The sequence below is a fragment of the Variovorax cryoconiti genome (assembly GCF_051216395.1).
Classification (GTDB): Bacteria; Pseudomonadota; Gammaproteobacteria; order Burkholderiales; family Burkholderiaceae_C; genus Variovorax.
In genome coordinates, this window is the sequence record NZ_JBPJZI010000001.1 from 403,037 (window position 1) to 418,660 (window position 15,624).

Annotated in this window: 13 protein-coding genes; 12 read left to right on the forward strand and 1 reads right to left on the reverse strand. The window is 66.8% G+C overall.

All coding sequences use genetic code 11. The features are described 5' to 3' along the window. Positions 1 to 25: 25 nt before the first annotated feature. Entirely contained in the window at positions 26 to 1,036 is a 1,011-nt protein-coding gene (locus ACSFA2_RS02075) for a transporter (RefSeq protein ID WP_435453644.1), read from the reverse strand. Between the two features lie 149 nt (positions 1,037 to 1,185). Here ACSFA2_RS02075 and ppk2 point away from each other — a divergent pair, with 149 nt between their 5' ends. The 12 genes from ppk2 to ACSFA2_RS02135 all read left to right on the forward strand — a co-directional run bounded on the left by ppk2 (position 1,186) and on the right by ACSFA2_RS02135 (position 15,624). Next, positions 1,186 to 2,103, forward strand: a complete 918-nt coding sequence (ppk2, locus tag ACSFA2_RS02080) for a polyphosphate kinase 2 (protein ID WP_435453645.1) — start codon at positions 1,186 to 1,188, stop codon at positions 2,101 to 2,103. Positions 2,104 to 2,145: 42 nt separating this feature from the next. Beyond that, complete coding sequence (locus tag ACSFA2_RS02085; RefSeq protein ID WP_435453646.1) at positions 2,146 to 3,180, forward strand: extracellular catalytic domain type 1 short-chain-length polyhydroxyalkanoate depolymerase; 1,035 nt, start codon at positions 2,146 to 2,148, stop codon at positions 3,178 to 3,180. Next, positions 3,177 to 4,094, forward strand: coding sequence for a LysR family transcriptional regulator (locus ACSFA2_RS02090; RefSeq protein WP_435453647.1), 918 nt, complete (start codon positions 3,177 to 3,179; stop codon positions 4,092 to 4,094). Before ACSFA2_RS02085 ends, ACSFA2_RS02090 begins: the two co-directional genes overlap by 4 nt. Before the next feature lie 132 nt (positions 4,095 to 4,226). Continuing rightward, positions 4,227 to 5,549: an arylsulfatase gene (locus tag ACSFA2_RS02095; RefSeq protein ID WP_435453648.1), complete on the forward strand. Its 1,323-nt coding sequence runs from the start codon at positions 4,227 to 4,229 to the stop codon at positions 5,547 to 5,549. A gap of 41 nt (positions 5,550 to 5,590) precedes the next feature. Next, positions 5,591 to 6,574: a Bug family tripartite tricarboxylate transporter substrate binding protein gene (locus ACSFA2_RS02100; RefSeq protein ID WP_435453649.1), complete on the forward strand. Its 984-nt coding sequence runs from the start codon at positions 5,591 to 5,593 to the stop codon at positions 6,572 to 6,574. Between the two features lie 17 nt (positions 6,575 to 6,591). After that, positions 6,592 to 7,923: a sulfatase-like hydrolase/transferase gene (locus tag ACSFA2_RS02105; RefSeq protein WP_435453650.1), complete on the forward strand. Its 1,332-nt coding sequence runs from the start codon at positions 6,592 to 6,594 to the stop codon at positions 7,921 to 7,923. 243 nt (positions 7,924 to 8,166) lie between these two features. After that, positions 8,167 to 9,435 carry an urea ABC transporter substrate-binding protein gene (gene urtA, locus ACSFA2_RS02110; protein WP_435451335.1) on the forward strand — a complete coding sequence of 423 codons (1,269 nt, stop codon included), beginning with the start codon at positions 8,167 to 8,169 and terminating at the stop codon, positions 9,433 to 9,435. A gap of 134 nt (positions 9,436 to 9,569) precedes the next feature. Then, positions 9,570 to 11,150, forward strand: coding sequence for an urea ABC transporter permease subunit UrtB (gene urtB, locus ACSFA2_RS02115; RefSeq protein WP_435454160.1), 1,581 nt, complete (start codon positions 9,570 to 9,572; stop codon positions 11,148 to 11,150). Beyond that, positions 11,147 to 12,361 carry an urea ABC transporter permease subunit UrtC gene (gene urtC, locus ACSFA2_RS02120; RefSeq protein ID WP_435453651.1) on the forward strand — a complete coding sequence of 405 codons (1,215 nt, stop codon included), beginning with the start codon at positions 11,147 to 11,149 and terminating at the stop codon, positions 12,359 to 12,361. Before urtB ends, urtC begins: the two co-directional genes overlap by 4 nt. Further along, positions 12,358 to 13,233 (forward strand): urea ABC transporter ATP-binding protein UrtD, encoded by an 876-nt coding sequence (gene urtD / locus ACSFA2_RS02125; RefSeq protein WP_435453652.1) that lies wholly within the window; start codon positions 12,358 to 12,360, stop codon positions 13,231 to 13,233. The genes urtC and urtD overlap by 4 nt, the downstream gene beginning before the upstream one ends. Positions 13,234 to 13,581: 348 nt before the next feature. Next, positions 13,582 to 14,274, forward strand: a complete 693-nt coding sequence (gene urtE, locus ACSFA2_RS02130; protein WP_435453653.1) for an urea ABC transporter ATP-binding subunit UrtE — start codon at positions 13,582 to 13,584, stop codon at positions 14,272 to 14,274. Positions 14,275 to 14,394: 120 nt separating this feature from the next. Further along, on the forward strand, positions 14,395 to 15,624 hold the full coding sequence (locus ACSFA2_RS02135; RefSeq protein ID WP_435453654.1) for an MFS transporter: 1,230 nt from the start codon (positions 14,395 to 14,397) through the stop codon (positions 15,622 to 15,624).

Here is a 15,624-nt window from a genome sequence, read left to right on the forward strand (position 1 = left end):
CCGCCCAGGCGACAACCCTGCGCAGCTATCGGTCCTTGCGGCGGCGTGCCACCCAGGCCGCGATGGCGGTGAAGCCGCCGATGATGGCGACCACGATCCAGAAGCCGTGCTTGTCCTCGGCCAGCGGGATGCCGCCGACGTTCATGCCGAACAGGCCGGCCAGGATGTTGATCGGCAGGGCCAGCACGGTCACCACGGTCAGCACGAACAGGCTGCGGTTGTTGTCCTCGTTCACGCTCGCGGCGATCTCTTCCTGCAGCAGCTTGATGCGCTCCTGCAGGCCCTGCATGTCGCGCAGCACGACCGAAAATTCCTCGGTGGCGCCGCGCAGTTCCTGCACGTCGTCCTCGGCCATCCAGGCGGGCGGGTGCTGCAACAGGCGGAACAGCGCCGCCGGCTCCGGCGCCAGCAGCCGCTGCAGCCGCACCAGCAGCCGGCGCAGCACGCCGAGCCGGGCGCGCTTGTTGTCGAGCCGGCCGCTCAGCAGCTCGTCCTCGACGTGGTCGATGCGGGTGGTCACGCCGCGCACGATGCCGACCAGGCCGTCGGCCTGGGTGCGCATCAGCTGCTCGAGCAGCGCGACGCTGGAGCGCGGCGACTCGCCATGCCGCACCGCCGTACGCAGCGCATCGACGCTGCGCAGCGGCTGCGTGCGCGCGGTCACCACGAGCCGCGGGCCGACGCTGATCCACAGGGTGGCGATGTCCGAGGGCTCGAAGCCGAAGTCGAAGTGCACGTCGTTGACCACGGCGATGAGCGCGTCCTCGTCGCGCTCGATGCGGGTGGAGTGCGAGCCGTCCTTGAGCGTCTCGTAGAAGGCGTCGGACAGGTTCGCGTGGCGCTTCAGCCAGCGTTCGGCCTGGGCATGGCTCAGGTTGAAGTGCAACCACAGGAAGCCGTCGGCCGCGTTCGTGTCGGCCAGCCAGCGGGCCGCGGCGTCGGGGTCGACCGCGCGCGCCGCGCCGGCCTCGGCACGGTCGAACAGGTAGCCGCAGATCAGGCCCGCATCGTCCTGGGCGGGGGCGGGCGTGGTCATGGTGGGCAAGCGGAAGCGTCTGTCGTACAGGGAGGAGCGGCCGATGCTTGCTCAGCCACATGACAGCCGTGTGTCAACGTCATGGTCTTGTCACGCCGCCGTCATCCGACGGCGGCAGCATCGCTCCCACCATTTCGAGCCCCCTCACCATGACGCTGCCGAACGCCCACCCCGACCACGACGAACTGATGCGGCGCATTGCGCGCGACCTGGTCGACAGCTACGACGAAGAACTCGAACTGGAAATCGAGGACCGCAACGTCGACGACGAAGGCGCGCCGGTCGGGGTCGACAAGGCTGCCCGCGCCGCCTATTTCCGTGAGCTGTTCCGCCTGCAGGGCGAACTGGTCAAGCTGCAGGACTGGGTGCAGCACAGCAAGCAGAAGGTCGTGATCCTCTTCGAAGGCCGCGACGCGGCGGGCAAGGGCGGCGTCATCAAGCGCATCACCCAGCGGCTGAACCCGCGCGTGGCCCGCGTGGCCGCGTTGCCGGCACCGAACGATCGCGAGCGCACCCAGTGGTATTTCCAGCGCTACATCTCGCACCTGCCGGCCGCGGGCGAGATGGTGCTGTTCGACCGCAGCTGGTACAACCGCGCCGGCGTCGAGCGGGTGATGGGCTTCTGCTCCGATGAAGAGTACGAGGAGTTCTTCCGCAGCGTGCCGGAGTTCGAGAAGATGCTGGTGCGTTCGGGCATCAAGCTCATCAAGTACTGGTTCTCCATCACCGACGACGAGCAGCACCTGCGCTTCCTCGGCCGCATCCACGATCCGCTCAAGCAGTGGAAGCTCAGCCCGATGGACCTGGAAAGCCGCCGCCGCTGGGAGGAATACACCAAGGCGAAGGAAACCATGCTCGAGCGCACCCACATCCCCGAGGCGCCCTGGTGGGTGGTGCAGGCGGTCGACAAGAAGAAGGCACGCCTGAACTGCATCGCGCACCTGCTCGACCAGTTGCCCTATCACGAGGTGGCGCACGCGCCGGTCGACCTGCCGGCGCGCGTGCGCAACCCCGACTATCTGCGCCAGCCGGTCCCGGCGGAGATGTACGTCCCCGAGCGCTACTGAGCCCATGGCCACGCGCGGCGCGGAAGCTGCTACCGTGCGCCCATGGTCCGCCGCTCCACCACCTCCGCGCTGACGCGTGCCTACGCGCGCAACCTGCGGGCGCTGACCAAGGTCACGTTCGGCGCCGGCAAGCGTGTCGCGGCGCAGTTGCAGCAGGCGAACGTCCAGCAGAACAAGCCGCCACCGGGGCCGGGCGACTGGCTGTCGGGCATGGCCGTCGGCCCGGCCGGGGCACGGCGCTATCACCTCTACCGGCCCCCGGGCCTGGCTCTCGCGCCCGGCGAGAAGCTGCCGCTGCTGGTGATGCTGCATGGTTGCGGCCAGACCGGCCGCGACCTCGCTGCCAGCAGCCGGATGAACCGCCTGGCCACGCGCGAGCGCTTCCTCGTGCTCTACCCCGAGCAGGACCGCATGGTGAACCCGCACGGCTGCTGGAACTGGTACGACACCCGCACCGGCAAGGCCCGTGCCGAAGCGGCCACGCTGATGGCCGCGGTCGACCAGGTCTGTCTGTTCCACCCGGTGGACCGCGACCGCATCGCCGTCGCCGGGCTCTCGGCCGGCGCCAGCATGGCGGTGTTGATGGCCACGCACTTTCCCGGGCGCTTCAAGGCCGTGGCGATGCACTCGGGCGTGGCACCGGGCGCCGCGCAATCGTCGGCGACGGCGCTGGGTGCCATGCGCGGCAGGCGCACGCCAGTGGTGCCGGTGACGGCCGTCGGCAAGGCCATGGGCGCGGCCGCGGTGGGCGCGAGCCTTCCGCCGTTGCTGGTGCTGCATGGCGATGCCGATGTGGTGGTCACGGCGGGCAATGCCACCGACACGGCCGCGGTGTGGGCGACCGCCACCGGCGCACGGCCGGGCGTGCCGCGCACGCTGCAGCGCGGCCAGCGCCGGCCGATGCGCATCACCGACTACACGCGCGACGGCCGCACCCGGGTGCGGCTGTGCGAGGTCGCAGGGCTGGGGCATGCCTGGAGCGGCGGCACCCTGCGGCAGGCCTTCAGCGACCCGGCGGGGCCCGATGCTTCGAAGCTGATCTGGGCTTTCGTGTCGAAGCAGTTCCAGGACGCATGAGCTTCTCCCCGGCTGACATCGCCTACTTTCTCGAAGTGGCCCGCCAGGGCCATGTCGGCCGTGCGGCCGAGGCCGTGGGCGTGACGCAGCCCGCGGTTTCGAAGGCAATCCGGCGGCTGGAGGATGCGGTCGGCGTGGCCCTGTTCGAGCGCGGCGCGCACGGCGCTCGCCTCACCGCCGAGGGTCAGCTCTTCCTCGAATCGGCGCGCCGCTTCGACACCGGGCACCTCGAGCTGATGCGGTCTGCGTCCGAACTACGGGCGCAGCATGCGGGTCTGCTGCGCGTTGGCCTGACCAACGCGGCCAGCGACGGGCCCGCGGTGCGCGTGCTCGCGGACATGGTGCGCCACCGGCCGGGCCTGCGCCTGACGATGGTCATTGGCAAGTCCGATGCGCTCAACCAGGCGGTGGAGAAGGCCGAACTCGATGTGGCCGTCGTGCCGTCCTATCCGGGCATCTCCTTCAGCTGCGATCAGTTGGCCCTGAGCGAGGACACGGTTCGCGTGGCTGCTCGCGCCGACCACCCGCTGGCGCGACGGGCCGCGCTGACGCTGTTTGATCTGACCGATTGCGCCTGGTCCATGCCGAGCCGCCAGAGCGCTGCGCGCCGCCTGGTGATGCAGATCTTCGAGCAGGCCGGCGCGCCGGAACCGCGCGTCACGCTCGAGGCCGACTACATGTCGGAGGCCGCGATGGGCCTGATCGCCAGCACCGACCTGGTGGGCCTGGTGCCGGCCTCGGTCCTGCGCGCCTGGCGTGGCCGCGTCGAAGCGCTGCCCTTGCCGATGCTCGAATTGCGGCGCACGCTGGTGCTGCTCACACGGCCACAGGCCACGTGGTCGCCGCTGATGACGGCCTTTCGCGATCTGCTTCTGGCGGACCGCCTGCCGGCTGCTGCCCCCGCCGCACGCTGACCGGTACCGAAGCCGGCGCGCGGTGCACCGCGGGGCATTCCCGTGGGTTATCGGACTCTCTATCAAAGGGAATGGCATCTGGCATCGGTCTGGCTAGATTGAAGCCATCACCAGCTTCAACGAGAACCGACCGTGAATCCACCCAATATCGTCCTGATCGTCGCCGACAACCTCGGCTGGGGCGAGCTCGGCTGCTACGGCGGCGGCGCCCTGCGCGGCGCACCCACGCCGCGCATCGACGCACTCGCCCGTCAAGGCCTGCTGCTGCAGAACTTCAACGTCGAGAGCGACTGCGTGCCGACCCGCTCCGCGCTGATGAGCGGGCGGCATCCGATCCGCACCGGTTGCCTGCAGTCGGTGCCGCCGGGCCTGCCGCAGGGCCTCACGCGATGGGAGCGGACGCTGGCCGAACTGCTGTCGGCGCAGGGCTATGCCACGGCGCACTTCGGCAAGTGGCACCTCGGCGATATCGAGGGCCGCTACCCGTCGGACCGTGGCTTCGACGAGTGGTACGGCATCCCCCGCACGACCGACGAGAGCCAGTTCACCTCGACCGTCGGCTTCGATCCGTCGGTGGCCGACATCCCGCACATCATGCGGGGTCGTCGCGGCGAGCCGTCGGAGATCGTGAAGGTCTACGACCTCGACAGCCGCCGCGGCATCGACGCCGAGCTGGTCGAGCACTCGCAGGCCTTCATGCAGCGCCACCACGCGGCGCGCAAGCCCTTCTTCCTGTACCTGCCGCTGGTGCACCTGCATTTCCCAACGCTGCCGCATCCGGACTTCGCGGGGCGCACCGGCGCCGGCGACTTCGCGGACTCGATGGTCGAGATGGACCACCGCGTGGGCCAGATCGTCGACGAGGTCGAGCGCCTGGGCATCGCCGACGACACGCTCCTCATCTTCTGCAGCGACAACGGCCCGGAGTTCCGCGCACCGTACCGCGGCACCGCCGGCCCGTGGCGCGGCACATACCACACGGCGATGGAAGGCAGCCTGCGCGTGCCCTTCATTGCGCGCTGGCCGGGGCGGATCGAACCGGGCCGCATCAGCAACGAACTGGTGCATGTGACCGACCTCTTCACCACCCTGGCGGCCGTGGCCGGCGCGCCGCTGCCGAACGACCGGCCCATCGATGGCGTGGACCAGCGTGCCTTCCTGTTCGGCGACGCGGAGAAGTCGGCGCGCGAAGGCTTTCTTTTCTACATCAAGAACGACCTGCGCGCGGTGAAGTGGCGCGACTGGAAGCTGCACTTCTATTGGGAGCCCGAGGTGAACGAAGGCAAGGGCAAGCTCGAGTCGCCCTACCTCTTCAATCTCACGCGCGACCCCAAGGAAGAGACCGACGTGCTGGTCTTCAACACCTGGGTGCTCGGCCCCGTCCTGCGCATGGTGCAGGCCTTCAACAAGAGCTGCCAGCAGTTTCCGAACACGCCGCCGGGCAAGCCCGACTGAACGCCGTCGTCTTTTCATCCCTCTTCCTTTTGGAGTCTCGAATGTCCACACCGTTCTCTTCCCTCTCTCGCCGTGTGCTTATGGCCGCTGCCGCCGTGATGTGTTTGCCCGCGACCGTGCTCGCCGCAGGCGACCCCGGCGCCTGGCCCAACGCGAAGCCCATCACCTGGATCGTTGGCTATGTCCCCGGTGGCTCCGTGGATGTCATCACACGTTCCGTTGCAAAAGCCGTTTCAGACCGCATCGGGCAATCCATCGTGATCGACAACCGCGCCGGTGCCTCGGGCGCCATTGCGCTGCAGTACGCCGCCCGCGCTGCCAACGATGGGTACTGGCTGATCACCGTTCCTGGCCCGATCATTCATGCGGAGAAACAACCCACTTTGGGCCGCGAACTGTCTGCCGTTTCCCTGATCTCGCAAGGGCCGATCGTGCTCGTCGGCGCGGCCGCCAACGCGCGCTCGAATCTGCAGGACCTGATCGGCGCCATGAAGAAAAACCCCCAGGATTGGAGCTATGCCAGTTCAGGTACCGGTACAGGCCAACATCTGGCCGGCGAACTCTTCAACACCATGGCCGGCACCGAGATGATTCATGTCCCCTACAAGGGCGGTGGCCAGGCTGTGACCGATGTCGTGGGTGGGCAGGTGTCGCTCGGCATGTTGGGGGTGACGCCCGTTCTCGCGCAGATCAATGCCGGCAAGTTGAAGGCCTACGCCGTCACCACGCCGTTCCGGCTGGCATCGCTGCCCGATGTACCGACCATGAGCGAAGCCGGCTTGAAGGGTTATGAAGCGACGCAGTTCTTCATCGCGGCGGTTCCCGCGCGCACCGATGCCGCAATCATCATGAAACTCAACAAGGCCATTGCCGAGGCCATGAAGACGCCGGAAGTGAAAGCGGCCCTGGAAGCCGCCGGACAGGTGCCGTCGACTCTCAGCCCTGCCGAAGCCGACGCATTCGCCAAGAACAGCATCGCCAAGTTCGATGCCGTCGCAAAGCAAGCCAACATCAGCTTGAAGTAGACGGTGCCTGTGCAGCGATGAAGCCGATTCGACGACCCAACTTCATTTTCATTCTTGCGGACGATCTGGGGTATGCAGATCTCGGTTGCACGGGCGCCCGCGACGCGGACGGGCACCCGGCCGACATCTCCCCGAACTTGGATCGAATGGCGGCCGAAGGCATGCGGTTCACCAACGGCTACGCCAACTCTGCCGTCTGCTCTCCCACGCGTTTTGCGCTCGCGACCGGCCGCTGGCAGTACCGGCTTCGAGGCGGCGCAGAAGAGCCCATCCCCACGATTGCGGACGACAAGGTGCTTGGCCTGCCACCATCGCACCCCACGCTGGCGTCGCTGTTGAAAGAGAGCGGCTATGCGACCGCACTGATTGGCAAATGGCATCTGGGATACCCGCCCCACTTTTCGCCGAACCTGTCTGGCTACGAAGAGTTCTATGGGTTTCACGCGGGCGGCAACGACTACTTTGCGCACTGCAATCCGCGCGGTATTCCCGACCTTTGGCGCAACGACGATCCCGTCGTCGAAGACGGATATCTCACGGACATCCTGAGTCGCAATGCCGTCGCGTACATCGAGAAGCAATCGCCTGATACGCCGTTCCTGCTCAGTCTTCATTACAGCGCACCGCACTGGCCGTGGCTCACGAGGGACGACAGGGCGGAATCTCAACGGATCGCCGGGGTGGGGAAGCACACCGATGGGGGCTCCATTCGAACCTACCAAGAGATGATTCATCACATGGACGAGGGCATCGGTTGGGTCCTGGAGGCGCTGCGCAGGACCGGTGCGGACGAGGACACTTTTCTGATATTCACCAGCGACAACGGCGGCGAGCGCTATTCCAACAATTGGCCGTTTGTGGGCCAGAAGATGGATCTGTTGGAGGGAGGCATCCGCGTGCCTCTCATTGCGCGCTGGCCGCGATGCATCGCGCCTGGGCAGATCTCCGACCAGCCAAATATGACGATGGACTGGACCGCGACGATGTTGGATGCGGCAGGTGTCGCCGAAGATCCTGCCTACCCGCTCGACGGGATCAGTCTTCTGGAGGCACTGCAGAAAAACGCGAAGCCTATCCAGCGGGATCTCTTCTGGCGGATGAAACACCGCGGCCAGGCGGCGGTCATTCGCGGGTCGTGGAAGTACCTGCGGGTCGACGGCCATGAGTACCTGTTCGATCTGTCGAAGGATGCCCGGGAGCGCTCCAACCTGAAGGGCCTCTTTCCAGCGCGCCTGGCGGAACTCAGGCAATCCTGGGCGGCATGGAATGAATCGTTGCCACCCATTCCGGACGATGCGAAATCGCATGTCGTCTTCGGCGACAAAGAGTTGCCGAGAGCGACCTTTTAGCCGACGTCTGGGGCATCGATCTGATCGAGGCGCCCAGCGGCCCCGACCTCCGCCACGCGCTGTGGCTTATCGGTTCGCCGGACGTTTGCACCGCGGGACGGCGGCCGACGATGGCCTGCAAGGCCGTACGCCACCCGGCGTATTTGTGACTTCCTCCCTGCCGAAGAGACTTCGCTCCATCGCTGCACATCGCCCCGATGCACGCAACGGTCCCAGTCGAACCACACAGGAGAAGGAGTCACCATGCAACGTCGTTTCACCCTCAAGGCGCTCACCGCCGCCGTCGCGCTGGCCAGCATCTCCGCTGCGCCGGCATTCGCCGCCGACACCATCAAGGTCGGCGTGCTGCACTCGCTGTCCGGCACCATGGCCATCTCGGAAACCGTGTTGAAGGACACGGTGCTGATGGCCATCGAGGACATCAACAAGAAGGGCGGCGTGATGGGCAAGCAGCTCGAGCCCGTGATCGTCGACCCGGCCTCCAACTGGCCGCTGTTCGCCGAGAAGACCAAGCAGCTGCTCGGCCAGGACAAGGTCTCGGTCATCTTCGGCTGCTGGACCTCGGTGTCGCGCAAGTCGGTGCTGCCGGTGGTCGAGGAGATGAACGGCCTGCTGTTCTACCCGGTGCAGTACGAAGGTGAAGAGCTGTCGAAGAACGTGTTCTACACGGGCGCAGCGCCCAACCAGCAGGCCATTCCGGCCGTCGACTACCTGATGAGCAAGGAAGGCGGCGGCGCCAAGCGCTGGGTGCTGCTGGGCACCGACTACGTGTACCCGCGCACCACCAACAAGATCCTGCGCGCCTACCTCAAGAGCAAGGGCGTGAAGGAATCGGACATCGACGAGAAGTACACGCCCTTCGGCCACAGCGACTACCAGACCATCGTCGCCGACGTCAAGAAGTTCTCGGCCGGCGGCAAGACCGCCGTGGTGTCCACCATCAACGGTGACTCCAACGTGCCCTTCTACAAGGAACTCGGAAACGCCGGCCTGAAGGCCAAGGACGTGCCGGTCGTCGCCTTCTCGGTGGGCGAAGAAGAGCTGCGCGGCGTGGACACCAAGCCGCTGGTGGGTCACCTGGCCGCATGGAACTACTTCATGTCGATCAAGAACCCGACCAACACCGCCTTCATCAAGCAATGGAGCGACTACGCCAAGGCCAAGAAGATCCCCGGCCACATGGACAAGCCGCTGACCAACGACCCGATGGAAGCCACCTGGATCGGCATCCACATGTGGAAGCAGGCCGTCGAGAAGGCCAAGTCGACCGACACCGACAAGGTGATCGCCGCGATGGCCGGCCAGACCTTCAACGCACCGTCGGGCATCGTCTCGAAGATGGACGAGAAGAACCACCACCTGCACAAGAGCGTGTTCATCGGCGAGATCAAGGCCGACGGCCAGTTCAACGTGGTGTGGAAGACGCCGGGCCCGGTCAAGGCCAAGCCGTGGAGCCCGTACATCGAAGGCAACGACAAAAAGCCCGACCAGCCCGCCGGCAAGTCGATGTAACTGGTTTTGCTCGCCCCCAGGATGCGGCGCACTTCGTGTCGCCTCCTCCCACCCCCTACCGGGGGCAACACCTGCGGCCCGGCGAAGCCGGTTCCGCGGTGTTCCCACATCAGAGAGACGCCGTGCGACCACCCATGCGCTTCATCCATTCCTGCGCGGCGGCGTTCGCGCTTCTCGCGGCCATGTCCGCCCACGCGCTGACGGCCGACGAGGCCAGGGCGATCGCCTCGGGCGACACCGAGGCACGCATCGCCGCGCTCGACAAGGCGGTGCTCACCGCCGACGAGAAGACCGCAGCCTTCATCCAGGCGATGGCCGACGACGCGGTCAAGTACACCGCGGACAAGGTCTTCGTCATCAAGGACGACAAGGGCTACGACCCGGTCACCGGCGCCGAAGCGAAGGTGCCCGACGACGCCGAGGATGTCGTCAACAACAACCTGATGCGCGGCGCCTTCGACGCCGCGCAGGCCGTGCTGCAGCTCACCAGCCCCGACGAGAAGGTCCGTGCCGAGGCGGCGCAGGGCCTGCTGAAGGAGCCGAGCGAATCGCGCCTGCCAGCTGTAGAGAAGGCGCTGGCGGCCGAAACGAATCCGTCGATCAAGGCGCAACTCGAATTGGTGCGTGCCGCATCGATGCTCAACAGCGCCGATGCCGCCAAGCGCATCGACGCCGCCAAGGCGTTGGCCGAGCGCAAGAGCCCCGACATCAAGCTGCTGCTGAACCAGCGCCTGGCCGACGAGACCGATGCGGGCGTGAAGAGCGCCATCGTGGCTTCCATCGACCGCATCGACGGCGCGCTGGTCTGGGGGGACCGCATCAACGCGGTCTTCAGCGGCATCAGCCTGGGCTCGGTGCTGCTGCTGGCAGCGCTGGGCCTGGCCATCACTTACGGGCTGATGGGCGTGATCAACATGGCGCACGGCGAGCTGATGATGATCGGCGCTTACGCGACCTACGTGATGCAGGGCCTCTTCCAGCGCTACGTCCCGGAATCGATGTTCGGCCTCTACCTGGTCGCCGCCATCCCGGTGTCGTTCCTGGCCTCGGCGCTGGTCGGCGCGGTGCTGGAGCGCGGCGTGATCCGCTTCCTGTATGGCCGGCCGCTCGAGACGCTGCTGGCCACCTGGGGCATCAGCCTGATGCTTCAGCAGATGGTGCGCTCGCTCTTCGGTGCGCAGAACGTCGGCGTGGAGAACCCCGGCTGGATGAGCGGCGGCTTCACCATGCTGAGCAACGTGACGCTGCCATGGAACCGCATCTGCATCATCATCTTCGCGGTGCTGGTGCTGCTCGCGATGGGCTGGCTCATCGGCCGCACGCGGCTCGGCCTGTTCGTGCGCGGCGTGACGCAGAACCGACCGATCGCCTCGTGCATGGGCGTGAACACCGCCCGCATCGACACCTACGCCTTCGCACTCGGCTCCGGCATCGCCGGTCTCGCGGGCTGCGCGCTGAGCCAGATCGGCAACGTCGGCCCCGACCTCGGCCAGAGCTACATCGTCGATTCGTTCATGGTGGTGGTGATGGGCGGCGTCGGCCAGCTCGCCGGTACCGTCTACGCAGCCATGGGCCTGGGCATCCTGAACAAGTTCATCGAAGGCTGGGCCGGCGCGGTGCTCGCGAAGATCGCGGTGCTGGTCTTCATCATCATCTTCATTCAGAAACGTCCACAGGGCATCTTCGCCATGAAGGGCCGGAGCGCGGAAGCATGAGCAGAGTCGTACTACCTTCGAAAGGCCCGCTGCTGAGCGGCAAGGGCTGGACCGTGTTCTTCGTGGCACTGATCGTGGTGTGCGCCGTCGCACCGATGCTCAACCTGCTGGTGCCGCGCGAGAGCATGTTCTACATGAGCGACTATGCGGTGGCGCTGGTCGGCAAGATCATGTGCTACGCCATCTGCGCGCTGGCCATGGACCTGATCTGGGGCTACACCGGCATCCTGTCGCTGGGCCACGGCATGTTCTTCGCGCTGGGCGGCTACATGATGGGCATGTACCTCATGCGCCAGATCGGCCGCGACGGCAACTACAAGAGCGACCTGCCGGACTTCATGGTGTTCCTCGACTGGAAGACGCTGCCCTGGCACTGGACCTTCAGTGACAGCTTCGTGATGACGCTCGTCCTGATCGTCGCGGTGCCCGGCCTGATCGCCTTCGTGTTCGGCTTCTTCGCATTCCGATCGCGCATCAAGGGCGTGTACTTCTCGATCATCACGCAGGCCATGACCTTCGCGGCGATGCTGCTGTTCTTCCGCAACGAGACAGGCTTCGGCGGCAACAACGGCTTCACCGACTTCAAGCGCATCCTGGGCATCCCGATCGCCACGCAGGAGATGCGCATGACGCTGTTCGTGATGACCGGGCTCACGCTGCTCGGGTTTTTCCTGTTCAGCAAGTGGCTCATCGGCAGCAAGTTCGGCCGCGTGCTGCAGGCCATCCGCGATGCGGAGACGCGCGTGATGTTCTCGGGCTACAACCCGCTGCCGTACAAGCTCACGATCTGGGTCATCTCGGCCATCATGTGCGGCGTCGCCGGCGCGCTGTACGTGCCGCAGGTGGGCATCATCAACCCCGGCGAGATGAGCGCGGCCAACTCGATCGAGATCGCCGTGTGGGCCGCGGTCGGCGGGCGCGCGACGCTCATCGGCCCGATCATCGGCGCCTTCATCGTCAACGGTGCGAAGAGCTGGCTGACCGTGGCCTACCCCGAGTACTGGCTGTACTTCCTCGGCGCGCTGTTCATCGCGGTCACGCTGTTCCTGCCGAACGGCATCGTCGGGCTGGTGCGCAAGTGGCGGTCGAAGGACAAGAGCACATTGAGCGACGGGCGCCTGGAAGCCCAGCGCGCGCTGGCTGCATCGGAAGGCGTGGAGCCGAGCGCCTTGCCACCCATCGCTGTCGAGCCGAAGGGAGCCCGCGCATGACGCCCGATCTGATGGAAGCCGGCGCCGAGCGCGCCGCCAAGGCGGCCGGCTACGCCTACACCGCCGAGACCGAATCCGGTGGCCGCGCCGCAGGCTTCGGCCGGCACGCGACACCGGGCGAGGTCGACGTGACGCACGGCCGCATCCTTTACCTCGAGGACGTGTGCGTGAGCTTCGACGGCTTCAAGGCGATCAACAAGCTGAGCCTGGACATCGCGCCCGGCGAGCTGCGCTGCATCATCGGCCCGAACGGCGCCGGCAAGACCACGATGATGGACATCATCACCGGCAAGACGCGGCCCGACAGCGGCACCGTGTTCTTCGGCAGCACCATCGACCTGCTGCGCCACAAGGAAGCGGACATCGCCCAGCTCGGTATCGGCCGCAAGTTCCAGAAGCCGACGGTGTTCGAGCAGCTCACGGTGTTCGAGAACCTCGAGCTCGCGCTGAAGACCGACAAGGGCGTGAAGCGCTCGATGCTGTTCAAGCTCGATTCGACGCAGAGCGATCGGCTGGCCGAGATCATCGAGACCATCCACCTGGCTGACAGCGTGTCGCGCATGGCGGGCAACCTGAGTCACGGCCAGAAGCAGTGGCTGGAGATCGGCATGCTGCTGATGCAGGATCCGAAGCTGCTGCTGCTCGACGAGCCTGTGGCGGGCATGACGGATGAAGAGACAGCGCGCACCGCCGAACTCTTCCTGACGCTCAAGGGCAAGCATTCGCTGATGGTGGTGGAGCATGACATGAGCTTCATTCGCACCATCTCTGAGATCGTGACAGTGCTGTGCGACGGTTCTGTTCTGGCGCAAGGCACGCTGGATGAAGTGCAGGCGGACGAGCGGGTGATCGAGGTTTATCTTGGGCGCTGAGGTTTTCTTTGTACGTGGGACGTCGGCGGGCGGTAGGCCTGCGGGCGGCAGACGACTGCGGTCCTTCGGACTTCGCTGCTGCTCCTCACGAAAGGCGGGGTCCGCGCAAACTCGCTTCGCTCAAACACGCGCGGCCTTGATCCGCCTTTCGCTGCGGTGCTCGCCGCAGCCGGACAGCCGCCCGCAGGCCTACCGCCCACCGACGTGGACACAGCGGTTGTGCATCTCTCTCCGGCAAGCGCCGCAAGGCAGCCCGAAGGGCCGGCGCGCCGGGGTCGGCTGGCCCGCACCGCCTGCCTGGCGCGCACCCATGGGACGCAAAATCCAAGCTGACCAAGGACCAAAGAAATGCTCACAGTCAAAAACATCCACCAGTACTACGGCGGCTCCCACATCCTGCGCGACGTGAGCTTCACCGCCACGCTCGGCAAGGTGACCGTGCTGCTCGGCCGCAACGGTGTCGGCAAGACCACGCTGCTCAAGTCGCTGATGGGCCTGGTGCCGATCAAGAGCGGCAGCATTGAATTCGACGGCGTGGCCATCCAGAAGAAGACACCCTACGAACGCGCGCGCGCCGGCATGGGCTTCGTGCCGCAGGGCCGGGAGATCTTCGCGCGGCTCACCGTGGAGGAGAACCTGCGCATGGGCCTGGCCTACAAGAGCGGCAGCACGCCGATCCCGGCCGAGCTGTTCGAACTGTTCCCGGTCTTGAAGCAGATGATCAACCGCCGCGGTGGTGACCTCTCGGGCGGGCAGCAGCAGCAGCTGGCCATCGCCCGCGCGCTGGCGCCCCAACCCAAGCTGCTGATCCTCGACGAGCCGACCGAGGGCATCCAGCCGTCGATCATCAAGGACATCGGCCGTGTCATCCGCATGCTGGCCGACCGCGGCGACATGGCGATCGTGCTGTGCGAGCAGTACTACGACTTCGCGCAGGAACTGGCCGACGACTACCTCGTGATGGAGCGCGGCGAGGTCATCGCGCGTGGCCTGGGCAAGGACATGGAAGCCAACGGCGTACGGCAACTTGTCGCGATCTGAACGGCATGGCCCGCCGCCTGCAGTGGCGCAGCCTGCGTGCTATGGTCCGATGACCAAGGGTTAACCCCTGGTCGTCGGGCGTGGTTCACGCGCTCGGCCTGCTCGCACGCCCGCTCTGCCATGACCACCTCCTCCTTGTCTTCCGAACGTGACGCCGATGCGTCTTCTTCCGTGCGTGCGCCCGACGCCGACCGCACCCTGCTGCGCGCCGTGCTGGCGCTCGGTGTCGGTGGCTTCTCCATCGGCACCGGTGAATTCGTGATCATGGGCCTGCTGCCCGAAGTCGCCCGGGACATCGGCGTGAGCATTCCCCAGGCCGGCCATGTCATCAGTGCCTACGCGCTGGGCGTGGTCATCGGCGCGCCGGTCCTTGCCGTGCTGGCCGCCGGCTGGAACCGCCGCGCGCTGCTCATCGCGCTGATGGGCATCTACGCGCTGGGCAACTTCGCGTCGGCCCTGGCACCGGGCTACCTGTCGCTCAACCTGCTGCGCTTTCTCACGGGGCTGCCGCACGGTACCTACTTCGGTGTCGCGGCGCTGGTGGCCGCCACGCTGGCGCCGGCCGGGCAGCGGGCGCGGGCGGTCGGCCTGGTGATGCTCGGGCTCACCGGCGCCACGCTCGTCGGTGTGCCCATCGCGGCCTGGTTGGGCCAGCATTTCGGCTGGCGCGCGGCCTTCGTCTTCGTCGGCCTGATCGCGCTGCTCGCCATGGCGCTGCTGCGGCGCGGCGTGCCCGACATGCCGGCCACGGCGGGCGCCAGCCCGCTGCGCGAACTCGATGCGCTACGCCGCCCGCAGGTCTGGCTCACGCTCGGCATCGGCGCGATCGGCTTCGGTGGCATGTTCGCGGTGTTCAGCTACATCAAGCCGACGCTCACCGAAGTCGCCGGGCTGTCGGTGGGCCATGTGCCTTTCGTGCTCGCGCTGTTCGGCCTCGGCATGGTGGCGGGCAACCTGGTCGGCGCCCGACTGGCCGACAAGTCGCTCATGCGCACCATCGGCGGCCTCCTGGTGTGGTCGGTGGCGGTGCTGGTGCTGTTCGTCTTCGCGGCGCAGCATGTGGTCACGGCGGCCATCGCCACCTTCCTGATCGGCACCGTCGTCGCCATCGGGCCGGCCCTGCAGATCCGCCTGATGGACGTGGCGGGCGAGGCACAGACGCTCGCCGCGGCGCTCAACCATTCGGCTTTCAACATGGCCAACGCGCTCGGCGCCTGGCTGGGTGGCCTGGCCATCAGCGCGGGCCTGGGCTGGACCTCGACCGGCTGGGTCGGTGCGCTGCTGGGGGTGGCCGGGCTGGGCATCTTCGCCTGGGCGCTGGCCGACGCACGACGCCGCGCGGCGCACTGA

Excerpts from the sequence above, each read along its gene's own strand:
- ACSFA2_RS02075 (WP_435453644.1), bottom strand. The coding sequence starts at position 1,036 with ATGACCACGCCCGCCCCCGCCCAGGACGATGCGGGCCTGATCTGCGGC.
- ppk2 (WP_435453645.1), top strand. The coding sequence starts at position 1,186 with ATGACGCTGCCGAACGCCCACCCCGACCACGACGAACTGATGCGGCGC.
- ACSFA2_RS02085 (WP_435453646.1), top strand. The coding sequence starts at position 2,146 with ATGGTCCGCCGCTCCACCACCTCCGCGCTGACGCGTGCCTACGCGCGC.
- ACSFA2_RS02090 (WP_435453647.1), top strand. The coding sequence starts at position 3,177 with ATGAGCTTCTCCCCGGCTGACATCGCCTACTTTCTCGAAGTGGCCCGC.
- ACSFA2_RS02100 (WP_435453649.1), top strand. The coding sequence starts at position 5,591 with ATGTCCACACCGTTCTCTTCCCTCTCTCGCCGTGTGCTTATGGCCGCT.
- ACSFA2_RS02105 (WP_435453650.1), top strand. The coding sequence starts at position 6,592 with ATGAAGCCGATTCGACGACCCAACTTCATTTTCATTCTTGCGGACGAT.
- urtA (WP_435451335.1), top strand. The coding sequence starts at position 8,167 with ATGCAACGTCGTTTCACCCTCAAGGCGCTCACCGCCGCCGTCGCGCTG.
- urtB (WP_435454160.1), top strand. The coding sequence starts at position 9,570 with ATGCGCTTCATCCATTCCTGCGCGGCGGCGTTCGCGCTTCTCGCGGCC.
- urtC (WP_435453651.1), top strand. The coding sequence starts at position 11,147 with ATGAGCAGAGTCGTACTACCTTCGAAAGGCCCGCTGCTGAGCGGCAAG.
- urtD (WP_435453652.1), top strand. The coding sequence starts at position 12,358 with ATGACGCCCGATCTGATGGAAGCCGGCGCCGAGCGCGCCGCCAAGGCG.
- urtE (WP_435453653.1), top strand. The coding sequence starts at position 13,582 with ATGCTCACAGTCAAAAACATCCACCAGTACTACGGCGGCTCCCACATC.
- ACSFA2_RS02135 (WP_435453654.1), top strand. The coding sequence starts at position 14,395 with ATGACCACCTCCTCCTTGTCTTCCGAACGTGACGCCGATGCGTCTTCT.